Raw genomic sequence first — 19,018 nt, forward strand, 5'->3', positions numbered from 1 at the left:
ATTCCGTTTCACTTCGACACACCCAATCTAGCGCATTTCGAAAACGCTTCCAGACCGTTAAGCAAAACTTCCGTTATTTCCCTGACATCCTGCCTCATCACTTCGTGCGAGGCCTGGTCGAAACGTACCCGTCAGAATTCCGGGAACCCACGGCTGCGCCACTGCGACTTCGGGATCGCGGCGCCGACGTCATAGGCGAAGGACACAACCTTGGTGCCTTCGGTATCGACCTCGCAGCGGAAGCTCATATCGTACCAGCGCGAACTCGCGCGGAAGGCGCCGCGCTTGATCTCCAGCACATTGCCCTGCTGCAGGCGATAGGATGGCAGAAGCTCCGGCCGGAACCCCTGCGGCGAGCGCCTCAACTGTTCGCGCAGTTCCGTCGTGCAGAGCTCGGCGATCCGCATACCCCGCGGCATGCCGTCGATCGCCGTCCTTGCCACGGCACCGCCCGTGTCGTTCTGCGAATAGAGCTTCTTGACCTTGGTCAGTTGATCGACCGCCGGCGTGGCCGTGGCGGCGGGGTCCGGTTTGGCCTGCGTGATATCGGTCGTCACAACGCCTGTCGCCTCGGCGGGCGGCCCGTTGTTTTCCTGAAGCGTGCTGGCGACATCGACCTGCGGCAGGTTGATATCGTCGGGTATCGGTTTGGCCGGCGGCTTGTCGTCGGCCTCGGGCTTTCCGGCCGATGCGGGATCGTCGGTGGGCTTTTCCGCATCTGGCGCGCCGGCGGGCTTGCCCGCTTCGCTCGATGCGTCGCCATCCTCCGCCTTCCTCGGACCGCTTGCCTTGTCACCGAATTCGAAGACGGGGCGCAGCGGCCGGATCGGCTGCGGCTTGCCGTCGGGCCCCTTCGGCTGCTGGTCGGCCCTTGCCTGTTCGGCGGGGTCGGGCTTCGGCGGCTCCTCGGCCTTCTGCTCCTCGGGCGGCTTTTCTTCCGGAGGCTTTTCAGGCGGCGGCGGCTCGGGTGGCTTTTGCTCCGGGGGCTTCTCTTCAGCCGGCTTCTCTTCAGACGGCTTGGGCGCCTCCGGTGGTTTCTCCTCCGGCGGCTTTGGCGACGGCGGCGGAGGTGGCGGCTCTGCCTTGGCCTCCTCCTTCGGCGGCTCGGGCGGCTTCTGCTCGGCCTTCTGTTCTTCCGGCTTCTGCTCGTCGGCGGGCTTTTGCGCCGCCGCCGGCTGCTCGGGCGGCTTCTGCTCGGGCTTCGGTTCTTCCGGCACCTTCAGCGCAGCCTGCTCCTCCGGCTTCTTTTCCTCGGGCTTCTTTTCCTCCGGTGGCGGCACCATCTCGACATTGACCGTCTCCTCCTGAGGAGGCGGCGTCGGCTGCGGCAGCCTGACGAGAAAGCCGGCGACGATGGCAACATGAAGCAGCACCGAGGCGACGACGCCCCAGCCGAACACTCCCAATTGCTTTTCAGGTGCCTTGGTCATACCCACGCGATGCTGAACGACAAGTTGTCGATGTGGCCTTTCAAGAAGGCATCATCAAGCCTTAAAGGCAAAAAACACGATCATCTGCCAAGCGCCTGAACGCCAGGCGCACAATCCCCAGCCGACGCCGTCAAGAACGCGAAAAGCCGGACCCAGGGCCCGGCTTTTCGAATGACGTTGTCCGCGACTTAGCTGTCAAGGAACGACCGGAGCTTCCTGGAGCGGCTCGGATGCTTCAGCTTGCGCAGCGCCTTCGCTTCGATCTGACGGATACGTTCGCGGGTAACCGAGAACTGCTGTCCGACTTCCTCGAGCGTATGGTCGGTGTTCATGCCGATGCCGAAGCGCATGCGCAGCACGCGCTCTTCACGCGGCGTCAGCGAAGCGAGAACACGGGTCGTCGTCTCGCGCAGGTTCGCCTGGATGGCGGCGTCGATCGGCAGAAGCGCGTTCTTGTCCTCGATGAAATCGCCGAGGTGCGAATCTTCTTCGTCACCGACAGGCGTTTCGAGCGAGATCGGCTCCTTGGCGATCTTCAGGACCTTGCGGACCTTTTCGAGCGGCATGGCGAGCTTTTCGGCCAGTTCTTCCGGCGTCGGCTCGCGGCCGATCTCGTGCAGCATCTGGCGCGAGGTACGAACGATCTTGTTGATCGTTTCAATCATATGAACAGGGATACGGATCGTACGGGCCTGGTCGGCGATCGAACGGGTGATCGCCTGACGGATCCACCACGTCGCATAGGTCGAGAACTTGTAGCCACGGCGGTATTCGAACTTGTCGACCGCCTTCATCAGGCCGATGTTGCCTTCCTGAATGAGGTCGAGGAACTGCAGGCCGCGGTTCGTGTACTTCTTGGCGATGGAGATGACGAGGCGAAGGTTCGCTTCGACCATTTCCTTCTTGGCGATACGCGCTTCACGCTCGCCCTTCTGCACCATCGACACGATGCGGCGGAATTCGGCGATCGAGATGCCGGTTTCCGTTGCGAGGTTCTGGATCTCCTGGCGGATGTCGCGGATCGTGGTGTTTTCGCCCTTGGCGAATTCCTTCCAGCCGCGTGCGGCCAGGTTGGCGATCGACTTCATCCAGTTCGGATCGAGCTCGGCGCCCTGGTACTGTTCCAGGAACGAGTCGCGCTTGACGCCGTAGGATTCGGCCAGACGCAGCAGACGGCCTTCGTTCTGCATCAGTCGCTTGGAGATATCGTAGAGCTGCTCGACAAGGGCGTCGACGCGGTTCTGGTTCAGCGACAGAGACTTCACCGCCTTGATGAGCTCGTCCTTGAGCTCCTTGTAGCGGCGCTCCTGAGCGGAAGACAGCGTGCCGGTCGCAGCGAGACGCTGCTCGACCTGCTGGTCCTGCAGCTTGCGCAGCTTCTTGTAGGTCTCGGCGATGATGTCGAGCGTTTCCATGACCTGTGGACGCAGTTCCGCTTCCATGGCGGCCAGCGACAGGTTGGATTCGTCCTCGTCTTCCTCTTCCTCTTCCGGAGGCAGGCCCTCGCCGCCGACATTGGTGATGTCGTCGTCGCCCGAACGGGTGCGGCGGGTCTTTTCCTTCTCCTCGGCGGCCTTGCGGTCGGCCTCGATCTTCTCGGGGCTCTGGAACTGCGGCGCAGCCTTCGCCTCGGGACCGGAATAGGTCGTTTCGAGATCGATGATCTCGCGCAGCAGCGTCGTGCCTTCGTTGAGTTCGTCGCGCCAGATGATGATCGCCTGGAAGGTCAGCGGGCTCTCGCAGAGACCACCGATCATCGTCTCACGGCCGGCCTCGATGCGCTTGGCGATGGCGATTTCGCCTTCGCGCGACAGAAGCTCCACCGAACCCATCTCGCGCAGATACATGCGCACGGGGTCGTCGGTACGGTCGGTCGGCTCTTTCTTCTTGGCGGTCGCGAGCGCGGTACCGCCGGAGGGAGCAAGCTCACCGCCTTCGCTTTCCTCGTCCGAACCGGAATCGTCGTCGCCGGCGTCGTTGCCGCCGGCTTCTTCGGCTTCTTCATCCTCGATGACGTTGATGCCCATGTCCGACAGCATCGACATCGTGTCTTCGATCTGCTCGGACGTCACTTCCTCGGACGGCAGAACGGCATTGAGCTCGTCCATCGTCACATAGCCGCGCTTCTTGGCGGCCTTGATCATTTTCTTGACCGCGTCATCGGAAAGATCGAGAAGAGGGCCGTCGGTACCGCCGTCGCGTTCGACTTCCGCTTCTTCGTTCTCTTTGACCTTCGTTGCCATGTATATCGTCGCCTTCCTGACGCTATTCAAACTCGCTGCGGTAAAACGGCCCTATCAAGGCCGGCGCGCCGCAAACGGCCGTCTCGAATCACCTGATCCCAAATAACGGGATGACATTTAATGCCTGATTAACCACGATTGCCGGCGCCGGACGACAGAGTTCATATGTCACCAAATGTCCGGCCATGGTTGTGCGATCTGCCCTTGACCCAGTTCACCGCTATTCAAGTCGAACGGTGATTCCCACAATTTTAGTTCTCGTCAAGCTTTTCCAGCAAAAAAGCGCGAGAAAACTTGGAAAAAGCCTTATCCACAGGCCGCAAGCCGCCAAAGCGGTTGCCAACCATAGATAGGATGTCACCACGGGAAGACAAGAGCGTGCGCCATTCTTGTGAAACGGCCGGCTGCGCACGCTGTGCGCGCACCTCCAAGCAAACTAATGCGACTTGCCGTCCCATGGCTGGATCTCGATCGCCGCAAGATCGACGGCGGGGACGCAGCGCAGATTGATGCAGGCCATCTCCGTGCCATCGGGCATCTTGCCCTCGCTGAACGGGCCGACGCCGCAATTGCCGCAGAAGTGATGCTGGATCACATGGGCGTTGAATGTGTAGGTCGACAGTGACTCGCGCGGCGTCTTCAGGCTGAACTTGTCGCGCGGCACGAAAGCGAGCAACCCGCCTCGGCGCCGGCAGAGCGAGCAGTTGCAGTCGATCGCCGACGTAAAATCGCCCTCGACATCGAAGGCGATCTGACCGCAATGGCAGCTTCCTTCATAAATCATGTCATTCTCCTCCCATTACCAGTCCATCACCACCTTGCCCGAGTTGCCCGACCGCATCGCCTCGAAGCCCTCGCGGAAATCGTCGATGCCGATACGGTGGGTGATCAAGCCGGACAGGTCCAGCCCACCCTGCACGAAGGCGATCATCTTGTACCAGGTCTCGAACATCTCGCGCCCGTAGATGCCCTTCAGATTGAGCATCTTGAAGATCACCTTGTTCCAGTCGATCTCGAAGCCGGCGGGCGCGATGCCGAGAATGGCGATCTTGCCGCCATTGTTCATCTTGTCGATCATGTCGCGAAAGGCGGGTGCGGCGCCCGACATCTCCAGCCCGACATCGAAGCCCTCCGTCATGCCAATCGACGTCATCACGTCGGAGAGGTTCTCCTTCGACGCATCGACGACATGATCGATGCCGAGCTTGCGGGCGAGATCGAGCCGGTGCGGATTGATATCGGTGATCACGACCTTGCGCGCGCCGGACCGCTTGGCGACCAGCGCCCCCATGATGCCGATCGGTCCGGCGCCGGTCACAAGCACGTCCTCGCCGACGAGGTCGAAGGAGAGCGCCGTATGCACGGCATTGCCGAACGGATCGAAGATCGCCGCGATCTCATCGGGGATATCGTCGGGGATCGGCACGACATTGGCTTCCGGAATGCAGACGAACTCGCCGAAGGAGCCGGGACGATTGACGCCGACGCCTTGCGTATTGCGGCACAGATGCCCGCGCCCGGCGCGACAGTTGCGGCATTTTCCGCAGACGATATGCCCCTCGCCAGAGACCCGCTCGCCGACATGATACTTGGTGACGGCGGAGCCCACCTCGGCGATCACGCCGCAGAACTCATGCCCGACCACCATCGGCACAGGAATGGTCTTTTGCGCCCACTGGTCCCAGTTCCAGATATGCACATCTGTCCCGCAGATCGCCGATTTCTTGACCTTGATCAGCACATCGTTCGGCCCGACCTCCGGCACCGGCACGTGCTCCATCCAGAGCCCGGCTTCAGGCTTGGACTTCACCAGCGCCTTCATCATGTTCGACATTCAATTCCTCCCAATTGCCGCGTTCCCCCTTCTTCCCACAGGGGAGAAGGGCAAGCGCTCGCAGCCCTTAAATCACACCTAGCTCGCGCCCGGCCTCGGCGAATGCCGCAATCGCCCGCTCGACGTCCTCGCGCGAATGCGCCGCCGACATCTGCGTGCGGATGCGCGCCTGCCCCTTGGGAACCACGGGGAAGGAGAAGCCGATGACATAGACGCCCTTCTTCAGCATCAGCGCCGCCATGTCCTGCGCCAGCTTCGCGTCGCCGAGCATGACGGGAATGATCGGATGCCCCTCGCCCGCCAGCGTGAAGCCGAGCTTCGTCATCTCCGAACGAAACAGATCCGCGTTGGCGGACAACCGCGCCCGCAGCGCATCGCCATGATCGATCAGGTCGAATACCTTCAGCGACGCCGCCGCGATGACGGGCGCCAGCGTATTGGAAAACAGATAGGGTCGCGACCGCTGCCGCAGCCAGTCGACCACCTCCGCCTTCGCCGACGTATAACCGCCCGACGCGCCGCCCAGCGCCTTGCCGAGCGTGCCGGTGATGATGTCGACCCGCCCCTCAACGCCGCAATGCTCGGCCGAGCCGCGCCCATGCTTGCCGACGAACCCGACCGCATGGCTGTCGTCGACCATGACCATCGCGCCATGCTTTTCGGCAAGATCGCAGACACCCTGGAGATTGGCGATAATCCCGTCCATCGAAAACACACCATCGGTGGCGATCAGCTTGAAGCGGCTGCCCTCGGCCTTCTTCAACTCCTCCTCGAGCGCCGCCATGTCATTATTGGCGTAGCGGAAACGCTTGGCCTTGGAGAGCCGCACACCGTCGATGATCGAGGCATGGTTCAGCGCATCCGAGATGATCGCATCCTCTTCGCCGAGCAACGTCTCGAACAAGCCGCCATTGGCATCGAAGCAGGAGGAATAAAGGATCGTGTCCTCCATCCCGAGAAACGACGAAATCCTGGCCTCGAGCTGCTTGTGCTCCTCCTGCGTACCGCAAATGAAACGCACCGAAGCCATCCCATAACCATAACGATCGAGCGCCTGCTTGCCGGCCTCCGCCAGCTCTTCGTTGTCGGCAAGGCCGAGATAGTTGTTGGCGCAGAAATTCAGCACCCGCTCGCCCGAGGCAATCGCGATCTCACCCGCCTGCTTCGAGGTGATGACGCGCTCCGCCTTGTAAAGCCCGGCCTCCTTCAGGCCGGCAAGCTCGGTGCACAAATGGGAGAGGAAAACCGTATTCATGAGACAATGTCGCCTGTTTCTGAGTTTTCAGTTGCCGCAGGTACCATATCACCGCGCGTCTTGTCGCAAAGAGCCTATCGCAAATGATGGCGCTTCAGTGATGGCCTTCGCATAAAACACACCAATGGCAGAGCTTTTCGGAAGATGATAAACAGTTGCGTGAAGGGAGAGCAGCAATGGCTCTTTATATCCGCGATGAAGACGTCGACCGGCTCGCAGCCGAGATCCAGGAGCTGACGAAAGCCCCGACAAAGACGGAAGCGGTTCGCCGCGCACTGGAAAACGAGCTTGCCCGAGCCCGAAAGACCGTTCCAATCGAAGCGAGGCTGGCGAAGGCAAAGGCGATCGCCGACGCCATGGGCAAGGGCGATCCTGATTTCGACATGAAACGCTTCACTGACGAAATGTGGGGCGATTGATCTTGTTTATCGACGCTTCGGCAATTGTCGCTGTTCTCACGCGGGAAGCAGGTTACGAGGACATTGAAAAGGCGCTTTCAGACGCCGGGCAAGACGTTCTCTATGTGTCTCCGCTGGTAAAATTCGAAGCCGTTCTTGCTCTTGCACGCCAAAAGGCGCAAACCGCCGGCTCCCAGGATAAGCCATCGGCCCGGATGATGGACGAGGCGGCAAAGGCGATCGAGGCCTTCATCGAGGGCCTCGACATCAAGGAAGTCGTCATCTCCGCCGAGATCGGGAACGCCGCCATCACCGCTGCGGCGATCTACGGCAAGGTCGTTGGCCACGTCGCAAGCCTGAATTTCGGCGACTGTTACGCATATGCCTGCGCCAAGACGCTTGGTGTCAGATTACTCTACAAGGGCAACGACTTCGTCCACACCGACGTCGCGTGAGCCCTCACCCATCAAACCCCAAGATCACCTCCAGAAACGCATCCCCATACCGCTCGAGCTTCGATTGCCCGACGCCGGAAATGCCGAGCAGTTCCTTGTGCGTGCGCGGCCGCTCGGTAGCGAAGGCGATCAGCGTCGTGTCGGGGAAGACGACATAAGGCGGAACGCTCAGCGAGCGGGCGATCGCGGTGCGCTCGGCGCGGAGCGCCTCGAACAGCGCGTCGTCGGAGCCCGACAAGACCGAGCGTCGCTCGGCCTGCGCCGCCCTCTTCGGCCGCCGTTCGGAAGCCGGGCGGTCCTTGCGGAAGAACACCTCGCGCTCGCGCTTGAACACGGCGCGCGCGCCCTCCTCCAGCTTCAGCGCACCGAAAGCGCCGTGGTCGACGCGCACCAGGCCCATGGCGAGAAGCTGCCGGAACACGGATTGCCAGGTGCGCGCGGCGATATCCTTGCCGGCGCCGAAAACCGGCATTTCGGTGTGACCGAAACGCTCCGTCTTTTCGTTGACATTGCCTACAAGCACGTCGACCACATGACCCGTGCCGAAGCGCTCGCCCGTGCGGTAGATCGCCGCCAGCGCCTTGATCGCCGCATCCGTCCCGTCCCAGGTCTCGACCGGCTTCAGGCAGGTGTCGCAGCCGCCGCAATTGCCGGCGTGGCTCTCGCCGAAATGCGAGAGAATAGCCTGCCGCCGGCACGACGCCGTCTCGCAGATGGCTAAGAGCGCGTTGAGCTTGGAGCGTTCCACCCGCTTGATCTCGTCGGCGGCACCGCCTTCGTCGATCATCCGTCCGCGCTGGATCACGTCGGCCATGCCATAGGCCATCCAGACCTCGGAAGGCAGCCCGTCGCGCCCGGCGCGGCCGGTCTCCTGGTAGTAGGCCTCGACGGAACCCGGCAAGTCGAGATGGGCGACATAGCGCACGTTCGGCTTGTCGATCCCCATGCCGAAGGCGACGGTGGCGACGAGGCAGAGATCCTCTTCCTTGAGGAAGGCATCTTGGTTGGCGTCGCGCACGGCGCGGTCCATGCCGGCGTGATAGGCAAGCGCCCGGATACCCTGGCCGTTCAGCCACTCGGCCGTGTCCTCGACCTTGGCGCGCGACAGGCAGTAGACGATGCCGCTATTGCCCTTGTGGCCGGCGAGAAACCGCAGGAGCTGCTGGCGCGGCTGGTCGCGCTCGACGATTTCGTAGCTGATGTTCGGCCGGTCGAAGCTGGTGGTGAAGATCTTCGCGCCGTTGAGACCGAGGCGCGCCGCGATATCGTCGCGCGTATGCGGATCGGCCGTCGCCGTCAGCGCGATGCGGGGCACGCCGGGATAAAGCTCGCCGAGCTTGCCGAGCTCACGATATTCCGGCCGGAAATCGTGGCCCCATTGGGATACGCAGTGCGCTTCATCTATAGCGAACAAGGCGATCCTGGCATTGCCGATGATATCGCGAAACCCGTCCATCAGGATACGCTCGGGCGTGACATAGAGAAGGTCGAGATTGCCCGACGAGATCGCCCGGCGAACCTCGACATATTCCTCGCGCGTCAGCGACGAGTTGAGCGCGGCTGCCCGGATGCCGAGCTGTTTCATCGCCTCCACCTGATCGCGCATCAGCGCGATCAGCGGCGAGACAACGATGCCGACACCATCGCGGCAGAGCGCCGGGATCTGGAAGCAGAGCGATTTGCCCGCCCCCGTCGGAAACAACACCAGCGCATCGCCGCCATCGACCACATGCTCGACGACCGCCTGCTGCTTGCCGCGAAAGGCGGGGTAGCCGTAGACGTGGTTGAGGATGCCGAGCGGCGTGCGCTCGGCGCCAAACAGCGCGTCACCCGCCGAAAACCGTGTATCCGCCGCGTCCATCAATGGCTCGCAGCCCCTTTGACGCGACCCGAGAGCACGCCGAAGCCATCGATGATCGCTTCCTGGTTCTCAAGCCGCAGCCCCTCGAAGTGAACCTCCTGCAACGCCCGCATCAGCTGGTCGATCACCTCTTCATTGCCGCTTTCGGTGGCCTCGGCGATCTCTTTCTCCAGCTCGATCTTCTGCCAGCGCAGCGCCTTGGCGCGCTTGTGGAAGGCAAGCGCCTGCCGATAGCCCTCGCGCGCATCCTCCATCGCCGCCTGCTCGGTGGCGATCCACAGCCGCGCATTGCGGATCTGCTGCTCCAGCGTCTGGATCAGCCCGCCGAAGCCCTGCTCCTCCAGCCGCTCGACCAGATAATCGCGCGTCAGATGCGGACCGGCAACGGCGGCCGCGGCCCCGAGCATACCCGACCAGAGCCGCTGCAGCTCGCGGCTGTCGTAATCGATCGAGGCGATCTCGTCATACTCGTCCTGCATCAGCGCCGGATGGTTGACGACGGTCAGCGCCAGAACGCTTTCGCGCAGCGCCGGCGTCTCCTGATGGCCGCGCACCAGCCCGGAACGGGCCAGCCGATCCGAAATACCGCCGCCGGAAACCCGCGCGCCGCGCGGGCCATCGTTGCCGCGTCCCCGCCCCTGCCCACCGCCACGCTCGAAGCCGCCGCGATCGAAATTGCGCCGCTCGCCGCCGTCGCGGTTCTGGAACTGCGGCCGGAAAAAGCCGTTCAGCCGGTCGCGCATGTCCTGCTGGTAGTGCCGGCGCACATCCTCGTCGGCGATGACGGCCACCAGCTGCCTCAGCCGCGCCTCAAGCTCCGCCTTGGCCTCCGGCGTCTCGAACGAGCCGGTCTTCAGCTCGCGGCTCCAGATCATCTCGGCAAGCGGCTTGGCCTGGCTCATCACCTTGTCGAACGGCGCCCGGCCCTCGTTGCGCACGAGATCATCAGGGTCCTTGCCATCGGGCAGCAGCGCGAAGCGCACGGTGCGGCCGGGCTTGATATGCGGCAGCGCCAGATCGGCCGCGCGGTTGGCGGCGCGGATGCCGGCGCCGTCGCCGTCGAAGCAGAGCACCGGCTGCGGCGTCATCTTCCAGAGCAGTTCCAGCTGGTTTTCCGTCAGCGCCGTGCCGAGCGGGGCGACGGCGTTCTCGACGCCCGCCTGATAGAGCGCGATCACGTCCATATAGCCTTCGACGGCAATGATCGTGCCTTCGCCATTGGCGCCCTGCGTCGAGCGCCGCGCGCGGGCGAAATTGTAGAGCACGTTGCCCTTGTGGAAGAGCTCGGTCTCGTTGGAATTGAGATATTTGGCCGGCGCGTCCGGCGACATGGCGCGGCCGCCAAAGGCAATCACCTTCTCGCGCGACGACAGGATCGGAAACATGATGCGGTCGCGGAAGCGATCGTAGGAAACCGGGATCTCCGGCCCGTGCACGACCAGCCCGCAGGCCTCGATCTGCTCCTTGGAAGCCCCCTTGCCCGCCAGATGCTCCTTCAACGCATTGCGGCTGTCGGGCGCGAAGCCGAGCCGGAAGGTTTCGATCGTCCGGCCGGTCAGCCCGCGGTCGCGCAGATAGGCGCGTGCCCGCGCCCCGTTCGCCGTCTGCAGCTGGTCCTGGAAGAACTGCGTCGCCAGTTCCATCACGTCGAGAAGCGTGGTCCGCTCCTTCTCGCGCTTCTCCATGGCGGGATCGGCGACGGGCATCGCGACACCGGCCATATCGGCGATCGTCTGCACCGCCTCGGGAAAGCTCAAGCCCTCGAGCTCCGTCAGGAACCGGAAGTGGTCGCCGGTTACGCCGCAGCCGAAGCAATGATAGCGGCCCTTGCGATCCTCGCAGTGAAAGCTCGGCGACTTCTCGCCGTGGAACGGGCAGCACGCCCAGTAATCGGCGCGCGAGACGTTGGTCTTGCGCTTGTCCCAGCTCACACGGCGTCCGATCACGTCCGAAATCAGGACGCGGTCGCGTATCTCGTCGAGAAAGGAGTTTGAAAAGCGCATTTATACCTCTTGGCTATCCTCCATATAAACAGCTTATCCCGCGCATGCCACGAACTTCGGCCGATAGCCCCGCTATACACAGCTTGCTCGCCGACCGACGCCTGACGATGCGGCCATCCCATCCGTTCGACCGAGAGCGACTGTCGCAGCCCGGCGCGAGCAGCCAGCCGCCCTATTTAAAGGCGAGACGAGGTCATCCGCGATGTAGCAACCGCACGCCTCGCAAATAAAACAACGCCTTACGGCCGAGACTCGAATCCAATTGCGAGCCGGGCACCATAACTGGTGTTCGCTTTAAGGCGGCGATGCCCGCCAATTATTATATTTTTGTAATTTGAATCCGATGCCGCATCGCAATAACGTCTAACTCAACAAAGCGATCCCCTCGCAAGGCACCATCCCTACCCCCGGCGCCGCCTTGCAAGGGTGCCTTTGCAAATACCCGCTGATGTGGACCCAGGTCCTGCGTCGTCAGCCGGAGCAAAGAGCAAGAAGGCAGGAACGCCCCCAGTTCCTGCCTTCTCTAATTTCTACCTGACGTTTTATATTTTGGCCGGATCTGCCGATCTGAAGCAGATTCCACCAGCAATTGATTGACAGCCGTTGGTCTCGAGTCCAATGAAGGCGGCAACTTCGGATGGTTGCCAGGAATGCCACATAAGGTTGAAGAATTTTTAGAGAGTGACGCGTTTTTCGCGTTGGTTCTGGAATTCGCGCGCAAAATGCTCGCGATCTACCGCGAAAGCCCGCGCATCGCATCGATATTCGCCGCCCAGCAACGCTGGTTGATGGCCCAGCTCGGATTCGCGCTCTACTTCGGCTATCCCGACGACCCGAAGGGCGGTCTTTATTCCGGCCGCTTCATCGCCTTCGCCATCGAAAAGAAGATCGCCAGCCGCAACACGGCGGCCGCCTTCATGCAGGAAATGCTCGCCTATCGCTTCCTGCGCCCGGTCGAAAGCCCGTCCGACAAACGCACGCGACTGCTGGAGCCCACCGAGACCGCGTTCGAACACTTCCACAAGTGGCTCGCCGCTCACCTGATGATCCTCGACAATCTCGATGGCGGCCATCGCCTCGAGGCGGCGATGAAGGACCCGACGATCTTCGCCCGCATGCAGCCGCTGATCGCCAAGGGCATCATCGACAGCGACGCGGTGCGCGATCCCGGCACGACCTACAATCTCTTCAACTGGGCGAATTCCGGCGGTCTCGTCATGGATCTGCTGATGACGCGGATCACCTCGCTTGACATCTCGATGGAGCGCGTCGCGATCGGCAGGCTGTCGCTGAAGGAGATCCGCGACCAGTTCATGATCTCGAACACGCATCTGAAGCGGCTGCTGTCGCAGGCCGCCGAGATGGGCAGCATCGGCTGGTCCGAAGCCTCGTTCAAGGGCGAGACCTGGATGTCCATGAAGTTCGTGCGGGAATATTGGGGCTATCAGGCGGCGAAATTCGCCGTGATCGACGCGGCCACCGAAAGCGTGCTCGGGCCCGCGGTCCCAAGGACCGCGCGCCTCGCCTGAGGGGGAATGGCTTGATCGATCAGTTCAAGAGTTCCTTGACGGCGCCCGATGCCTTGGAGAAATCCATCTGGCCGGCATAGCGCTCTTTCAGCACCGCCATCACCTTGCCCATGTCCTTCGGACCGGCGGCGCCCGTCTCGGCGATGATCGCCGCGATGTTGGCGCGCACATCCGCATCGGAAAGCTGCTTCGGCATGAAGTCCTGCACGACCTTGATCTCGGCGCGCTCCTTGGCGGCCAGTTCCGGGCGGGAATTCTCTTCGTAGATCTTCGCCGATTCGTCGCGCTGCTTCACCATCTTGGCGAGGATCTGCAGGATTTCGTCGTCGCTGGCCTCTTCCTTGCCGGCGCCGCGATTGGCGATATCCCGATCCTTGATCGCGGCCTGGATAAGGCGAACCGTCGAAAGGCGCTCGGCATTCTTGGATTTCATCGCATCCTTGAGGGCGGCGGCGAGTTGATCGCGCAACATCATAAACACTCCTATTGAATGCCGCTTCATAAACCAGACGAATGCATGGGATCAAATAAATTGCGAGACGCGGGCCATAAAGCGGCAGAAAACCCCTGGAATCTGCGGTACAAAGATTGACCTTGAGACATAGCGTGGGTATTTACCGCCACCTGCACCAAAATTCTTGATCAGGCCTGAGAGCGCGCGCCTTGCCGCGCGTACACGCTTGCGAACCAAAATGGCTGGCCAACGTTGCCCAAGGACGTCTGGCGGCCGGAAACGGGATGAAGATGACCGCGACAGCACCCTGGACAACCGAAAAGCCGACCGCCCTGCTCGTTCTGGCGGATGGCACAGTGATCGAAGGCAAGGGCATCGGCGCGACCGGCAAGGTCCAGGCCGAAGTGGTCTTCAACACCGCGCTGACCGGCTATGAAGAGATCATGACCGATCCCTCCTACCTCGGCCAGATCGTCACCTTCACCTTCCCGCATATCGGCAACATCGGCACCAATGACGAAGACATCGAAGACCTGACGCCGGCGGCACGCCATGGCGCGGTCGGCGTCATCGTCAAGGCCGACATGACCGACCCGTCCAACTACCGCGCCGTCAAGCACCTAGACGCCTGGCTGAAGGCCCGCGGCGTCATCGGCCTTTGCGGCGTCGACACCCGCGCGCTGACCGCCTGGATCCGCGAGAACGGCGCGCCGAACGCCGTCATCGCCCATGACCCGAACGGCGTCTTCGACATCGACATGCTGAAGGCCGAAGCCGAGGCCTGGAGCGGCCTCGAAGGCCTCGACCTCGCCAAGATCGCCTCTTCCGGCCAATCCTCGCAGTGGTCGCAGACCCCGTGGGTCTGGAACGAAGGCTACGGCGACCTGAAGGCCGAGAACGCCAAGTACCACGTCGTCTGCCTCGACTATGGCGTCAAGCGCAACATCCTGCGCCTGTTTGCCGGCCTCGATTGCAAGGTCACCGTGATGCCGGCAACGACGACCGCCGAGGAAGTGCTCGCCATGCAGCCGGATGGCATCTTCCTGTCGAACGGCCCGGGCGACCCGGCCGCGACAGGCAAATACGCCGTTCCGGTCATCCAGTCGCTGATCAAGACCGATATCCCGCTCTTCGGCATCTGCCTCGGCCATCAGATGCTGGGCCTGGCGCTCGGCGCCAAGACCGAGAAGATGCACCAGGGCCACCATGGCGCCAATCATCCGGTCAAGGACCATACGACGGGCAAGGTCGAGATCGTCTCGATGAACCACGGCTTCGCGGTCGACACGAAGTCGCTGCCTGAAGGCGTTGAGGAGACTCACGTTTCTCTCTTCGACGGCACCAATTGCGGCCTGCGTGTTTCCGGCAAGCAGATCTTCTCCGTCCAGCACCATCCGGAAGCCTCTCCCGGCCCCCAGGACAGCCACTATCTCTTCCGCCGCTTCATCAACATGGTGCGCGAGAAGAAGGGCGAAGCGGCGCTGGCCGAACGCTAAGCGCATATAAAGGTTGAAAGAGAGCGGCGCCCGGACACCCCGGCGCCGCTTTTTCATGTCCGGCCCCTGGGCATGGTCTTGCAGTCTCTTGTTAATCGCAAGTTAAGGCCGCCATCTCATCATCGGCGCCCAGGCCCGCGCGCAATGCCGGCTTCAGGTGCCACCGATGCCAGAAAAGAAGCACATAGCCAGTCTCGACGGCTTGCGCGGCATGGCCGCCGCGGCGGTGGTCTTCTCGCACCTCGACCTGATCTTCCCGCCCCTCGCCCCCTTCATGATAACGGGGATCGGCGGTCGCGCCGTGGCGATCTTCTTCGCCCTCAGCGGCTTCCTGATGGCCTATCTCTATGGCGACCGGCCGATCAGCCGCAAGGCCGTAGCCGACTTCCTGGTCAGCCGCTTCTCGCGCATCTATCCGGTCTATCTCGTCGCCGTGCTTGTGGTCGTGGTGCTGTCGAACATTCCCGGCCTCGATTTCATCAGCCCCATCCAGGGCGCCAGGGAAATCCTTCGCCACGTCCTGCTATTCGGCTCCACCGGCGTCCTGTGGTCGGTGCCGCCGGAGATACAGTTCTATCTGCTCTTTCCGCTGATCTGGCTGTTCTTCAGCGACACGAAACGCTACCAGGTGATCGGCGTGCTGCTTGCCGGCTTTCTCGCGCTCGATGCGCTCGCCGGCTTCCCCGGCCCCGGCATCCTGCTGGTCTCGAAGCTCGCCTTCTTCCTGTTCGGCGCCGCCGTCGGCCGGATGCAGCCGCTGCTGAACCGACATTCGCTGGGCCTCTCCACGGGCGTGCTGGCGCTTACGCTGCCCTTCATCATCCTGGTGTCGAACCAGCTGTTTCCCAATGCGGACAACGCCTGGGGACTGGCGCCGGCCTTCGCGGGCGCGCTGGCCGTTCTGCTGGTGGCGCGCGAGCACCGGCTGTCGGCAGCCTTCTTCGCCGCCCGCCCGATGCGTTTTCTCGGCAAGATCAGCTTCTCGCTCTATCTCTTCCACGTGCCGGTGATGTTCCTGATGGGCAATGCCCTGTCGTCGGTGCTTCCGCTCTACGTCGTCGCACCGGCGGCACTGGTCGCGACCCTCATCATTGCCTGGATCAGCTACGAATGCATCGAGACCCCGGCCCGCCGGGCGCTGGTATCGCTCTGGCATGAACGGGGATCGAAGGTCATCGTCGACCCGCAGCCTGACACCCGCGTCTGAGCGACGGCGTCAAGCCTCGCGCCGCATCAGGATGTAGAACCGCGCGCAGAGCATGACGGCCGCCGCGAGCAGGCCGATCAGGAAGCCGAGCCAGATGCCGATTCCGCCGAAGCCGAGCGGAAACGCCAGCGCCCAGGCGAGGAAGAAACCGATCGGCCAATAGGCGATTAGCGCCAGGATCATCGGCACGCGCGCATCTTTCAGCCCGCGCAACAGGCCGTTGGCGATCACCTGCAGTCCGTCCACCAGCTGGAAAAGCCCGGCGATAACGATCAGCGGTCCGGCATAGGCCAGCACCTGCGGCGCTTCCGCCGACTGCGTATCGAGGAACCAGGCCGCGAAGAAACCGGGCATGATCGCGAACAGCAGCCCGCCGATCGCCGAAATGACGCAGGCGAGCACCGATACCGAAACGGCCGCGCGCACCAGCGCCACGCGATCCCCCTGCCCGTGCGCGACGCCGACCCGCACGGTCGCCGCCTGCGACAAGCCGAGCGGGATCATGAAGGCGATCGATGCCCACTGCAGCGCGATCCCGTGCGCGGCAAGCTCGATCGTGCCGATCCGCCCCATTAGGAGCGACGCCATGGTGAACAGGCTGACCTCCGCGAGGATGGTCACGCTGATCGGCAACCCCAGGCGCACGACCTCGAAAAAGGCCTTCCAGTCCGGCCGCCAGAAGCGAACCAGTATCTCGTAGCGCCGGGTCTCCGGCCGGCGCTGGACATAGGCCAGGATGAAGAAGAAGCCCGCCGTCTGCACCACCACCGAGACGATCGCCGCCCCGCGCAGCCCCATGGCCGGCAGGCCGAAATGGCCGAGCACCAGCGGGTAGGCGAAGGCGGCGTTCAGCACCAGCATGGCGATCGTGACATTGAGGACGACGGCTGCCTTGCCGATGGCGCTGACCAGCGCGCGCAACACGTTGTAGAGCAGCCCCGGCAGCACCGCGAACTGACCGATGACGATGTAGCCATGCGCCAGCGCCGCCACCTCGGGCTTCTGCCCGGCGGCAAGCAGTATCTGCTCCGAGTTGAGGAAAACAGGCAGCATCAGCACCCAATAGGCGAGAACCACCCACAGGCCCATGCGCAGCGACCGGCGCACGCTGACGACGTCACCACGGCCATAGGCCTGCGCCACCATCGGAATGACGGCGATCGAAAAGCCGGAGCCGAAGACGAGGATCGTGAACAGGAACTGGCCGGCCAGCACCATGGCCGCCAGATTCTCGGCCCCGAGCCGCCCGACGATCATCACGTCGGTGGTATTGATGCCGAGCTGCGCCAGCTGCGCGCCGATCAGCGGCACGCCGAGCGCCAGCGTCGCGCGGAAATGCGCGCTCCAACGGTTATCGGTTGTCGGCGCCAGCTTTCGCGCGTCGATCGGCGTATCCATGACGGTGTCCCGTGAATTGATGTGAATGGTCGCAAGGCGCGACAATATCACCAGCCTCTAGCGGAAATCCCGATGAAGTGACACCCGAAAACATGCAGGTGATGAAATATTCATCATCACATCATCAATTCTGATCGATCACTCCGCCACCTGGCCGAACGCCTTGCCGGTCTTGGAAATCCGCACCCGCAGCAGGAAAACCAGCGTGGCGATCAGGATGAAGACCGCCGCCATCAGGAAGGGCGCGCCCGCGAAGGTGACCGGCGCATCCGGCTTGGTGAAATAGCCGAACATCTGCGTGAAGATCAACGGCCCGATGATCGTCGTGATGCTGCTGAGGCTCGTCAGCGCCCCCTGCAGCTCACCCTGCGCCGAGGGCGGCACCTTGCCGGCGGCAATGCTGCGGAGCGGCGGATCGGCGATGTTTTCCATCACCGTGAGCACGATGACCACATAGACCACCCATCCCTCCCAGGCAAAGGCATAGCCCGTCAGGCCGACCACCGAGAAGCAGAGCCCGACCACCGCCGTCTTCCACTCGCCGAGAACAGGCACGATCCTCGGCAGCACCAGCGCCATGACGACGGCGGCGCCGATCCCGTATATGCCGAGCGAAAGCCCGATCTCGCCCTCGCTCCAATTGTAGCGATAGCTGGTGACGAACGACCAGACGGCCGGATAGACGGCGTGCGCCAGCCAGAACAGGAACATGACGGCGGCGACCCAGCCGATGCCGGGATAATGTCGCATCTGCTTCAGCGCGCCGAGCGGATTGGCCCGCTTCCATTCGAATGCGCGGCGGTTCTTGGCGTCCAGCGTTTCCGGCAGGAGAAACCATGCGGCGACGAAATTCAGGAAGGAGACGGCGGCGGCGCCATAGAACGGCACGCGCGGCCCGAACTCGCCGAGAAAGCCGCCGATGACCGGGCCGACGGTAAAGCCGACGCCGAAGGCGATACCGATCAGCCCGAAGTTCTTGGCGCGGTTCTCCTCGGTGCTGATGTCGGCGATATAGGCCGAGCAGGTGGCGAAGCTGCCGCCGCTCAGCCCCGCCAGCATGCGGCCGATGAACAGCATCCAGAAACTGGTCGCCACCGCGCAGATCAGATTGTCGATCGCGAAGGTCAGAACCGACAGCAGCAGGATCGGCCGCCGGCCGAAGCGATCGCTGAGATTGCCGAGCAGCGGCGCGAACAGGAACTGCATGCCGGCATAGACGACCAGCAACCAGCCGCCATCGAGCGCCGCGTCGCTGACCGAACCGCCTGTGAGCTGCTCCAGATAGGCGGGCAGCACCGGCATGATGATCGCGATCCCGATCACGTCGAGAAACAGGATCATGAAAACGAGAAAAAGCCCACGGCGGACGAATTTGGGGTCGAGCATGCGAGGTCTCTACAGCGGTTTGTTTCTGGAAAGACGATCTCATCGCCGGACAAGCTACATACCGCACGC

15 protein-coding genes are annotated in these 19,018 nt (G+C 62.8%); 5 read left to right on the forward strand and 10 right to left on the reverse strand.

Features of this window, described 5'->3' with window-relative positions; genetic code table 11:
- Nucleotides 1–131: 131 nt before the first annotated feature.
- From GGQ67_RS05975 to GGQ67_RS05995, 5 genes are all read right to left on the reverse strand, one after another.
- Nucleotides 132–1,430, reverse strand: a complete 1,299-nt coding sequence (locus GGQ67_RS05975; RefSeq protein WP_183899269.1) for a DUF930 domain-containing protein — start codon at nucleotides 1,428–1,430, stop codon at nucleotides 132–134.
- A gap of 188 nt (nucleotides 1,431–1,618) precedes the next feature.
- Nucleotides 1,619–3,673: an RNA polymerase sigma factor RpoD gene (gene rpoD / locus GGQ67_RS05980; RefSeq protein ID WP_183899270.1), complete on the reverse strand. Its 2,055-nt coding sequence runs from the start codon at nucleotides 3,671–3,673 to the stop codon at nucleotides 1,619–1,621.
- Between the two features lie 436 nt (nucleotides 3,674–4,109).
- Entirely contained in the window at nucleotides 4,110–4,457 is a 348-nt protein-coding gene (locus GGQ67_RS05985; protein ID WP_183899271.1) for a GFA family protein, read from the reverse strand.
- 15 nt (nucleotides 4,458–4,472) lie between these two features.
- The gene (gene tdh / locus GGQ67_RS05990; protein ID WP_183899272.1) at nucleotides 4,473–5,507 is read right to left on the reverse strand and encodes an L-threonine 3-dehydrogenase; all 1,035 of its coding nucleotides are present in this window, start codon (nucleotides 5,505–5,507) and stop codon (nucleotides 4,473–4,475) included.
- Nucleotides 5,508–5,574: 67 nt separating this feature from the next.
- Nucleotides 5,575–6,762, reverse strand: coding sequence for a glycine C-acetyltransferase (locus GGQ67_RS05995; protein WP_183899273.1), 1,188 nt, complete (start codon nucleotides 6,760–6,762; stop codon nucleotides 5,575–5,577).
- 176 nt (nucleotides 6,763–6,938) lie between these two features.
- Here GGQ67_RS05995 and GGQ67_RS06000 point away from each other — a divergent pair, with 176 nt between their 5' ends.
- Nucleotides 6,939–7,181: a type II toxin-antitoxin system VapB family antitoxin gene (locus tag GGQ67_RS06000; protein WP_183899274.1), complete on the forward strand. Its 243-nt coding sequence runs from the start codon at nucleotides 6,939–6,941 to the stop codon at nucleotides 7,179–7,181.
- Nucleotides 7,178–7,615, forward strand: coding sequence for a type II toxin-antitoxin system VapC family toxin (locus tag GGQ67_RS06005; protein WP_210279541.1), 438 nt, complete (start codon nucleotides 7,178–7,180; stop codon nucleotides 7,613–7,615). The genes GGQ67_RS06000 and GGQ67_RS06005 overlap by 4 nt, the downstream gene beginning before the upstream one ends.
- Nucleotides 7,616–7,619: 4 nt before the next feature.
- Here GGQ67_RS06005 and recQ read toward each other — a convergent pair whose 3' ends face one another.
- The gene (recQ, locus tag GGQ67_RS06010; protein WP_183899275.1) at nucleotides 7,620–9,476 is read right to left on the reverse strand and encodes a DNA helicase RecQ; all 1,857 of its coding nucleotides are present in this window, start codon (nucleotides 9,474–9,476) and stop codon (nucleotides 7,620–7,622) included.
- Nucleotides 9,476–11,479, reverse strand: coding sequence for a DNA primase (gene dnaG / locus GGQ67_RS06015; protein WP_183899276.1), 2,004 nt, complete (start codon nucleotides 11,477–11,479; stop codon nucleotides 9,476–9,478). Before dnaG ends, recQ begins: the two co-directional genes overlap by 1 nt.
- 650 nt (nucleotides 11,480–12,129) lie before the next feature.
- On the opposite strand from dnaG, the gene GGQ67_RS06020 reads away from it, so the two are divergent.
- The gene (locus tag GGQ67_RS06020; protein ID WP_183899277.1) at nucleotides 12,130–13,008 is read left to right on the forward strand and encodes a hypothetical protein; all 879 of its coding nucleotides are present in this window, start codon (nucleotides 12,130–12,132) and stop codon (nucleotides 13,006–13,008) included.
- A gap of 19 nt (nucleotides 13,009–13,027) precedes the next feature.
- Here the strand turns inward: GGQ67_RS06020 and GGQ67_RS06025 are convergent, their stop codons facing one another.
- Nucleotides 13,028–13,480 carry a GatB/YqeY domain-containing protein gene (locus tag GGQ67_RS06025; RefSeq protein WP_183899278.1) on the reverse strand — a complete coding sequence of 151 codons (453 nt, stop codon included), beginning with the start codon at nucleotides 13,478–13,480 and terminating at the stop codon, nucleotides 13,028–13,030.
- 272 nt (nucleotides 13,481–13,752) lie between these two features.
- On the opposite strand from GGQ67_RS06025, the gene carA reads away from it, so the two are divergent.
- Nucleotides 13,753–14,958: a glutamine-hydrolyzing carbamoyl-phosphate synthase small subunit gene (gene carA / locus GGQ67_RS06030; RefSeq protein ID WP_183899279.1), complete on the forward strand. Its 1,206-nt coding sequence runs from the start codon at nucleotides 13,753–13,755 to the stop codon at nucleotides 14,956–14,958.
- A 166-nt stretch (nucleotides 14,959–15,124) separates the two neighbouring features.
- A complete protein-coding gene (locus GGQ67_RS06035) occupies nucleotides 15,125–16,165 on the forward strand; it encodes an acyltransferase family protein (RefSeq protein WP_183899280.1) in 1,041 nt (346 codons plus the stop codon).
- A gap of 9 nt (nucleotides 16,166–16,174) precedes the next feature.
- Here GGQ67_RS06035 and GGQ67_RS06040 read toward each other — a convergent pair whose 3' ends face one another.
- Both GGQ67_RS06040 and GGQ67_RS06045 read right to left on the reverse strand, forming a co-directional pair.
- Nucleotides 16,175–17,563 (reverse strand): MATE family efflux transporter, encoded by a 1,389-nt coding sequence (locus GGQ67_RS06040; protein WP_183899281.1) that lies wholly within the window; start codon nucleotides 17,561–17,563, stop codon nucleotides 16,175–16,177.
- A 138-nt stretch (nucleotides 17,564–17,701) separates the two neighbouring features.
- The gene (locus tag GGQ67_RS06045; RefSeq protein WP_183899282.1) at nucleotides 17,702–18,949 is read right to left on the reverse strand and encodes a TCR/Tet family MFS transporter; all 1,248 of its coding nucleotides are present in this window, start codon (nucleotides 18,947–18,949) and stop codon (nucleotides 17,702–17,704) included.
- Nucleotides 18,950–19,018: the final 69 nt, after the last annotated feature.

This window comes from Rhizobium metallidurans, assembly GCF_014196505.1.
Lineage (GTDB): Bacteria > Pseudomonadota > Alphaproteobacteria > Rhizobiales > Rhizobiaceae > Rhizobium > Rhizobium metallidurans.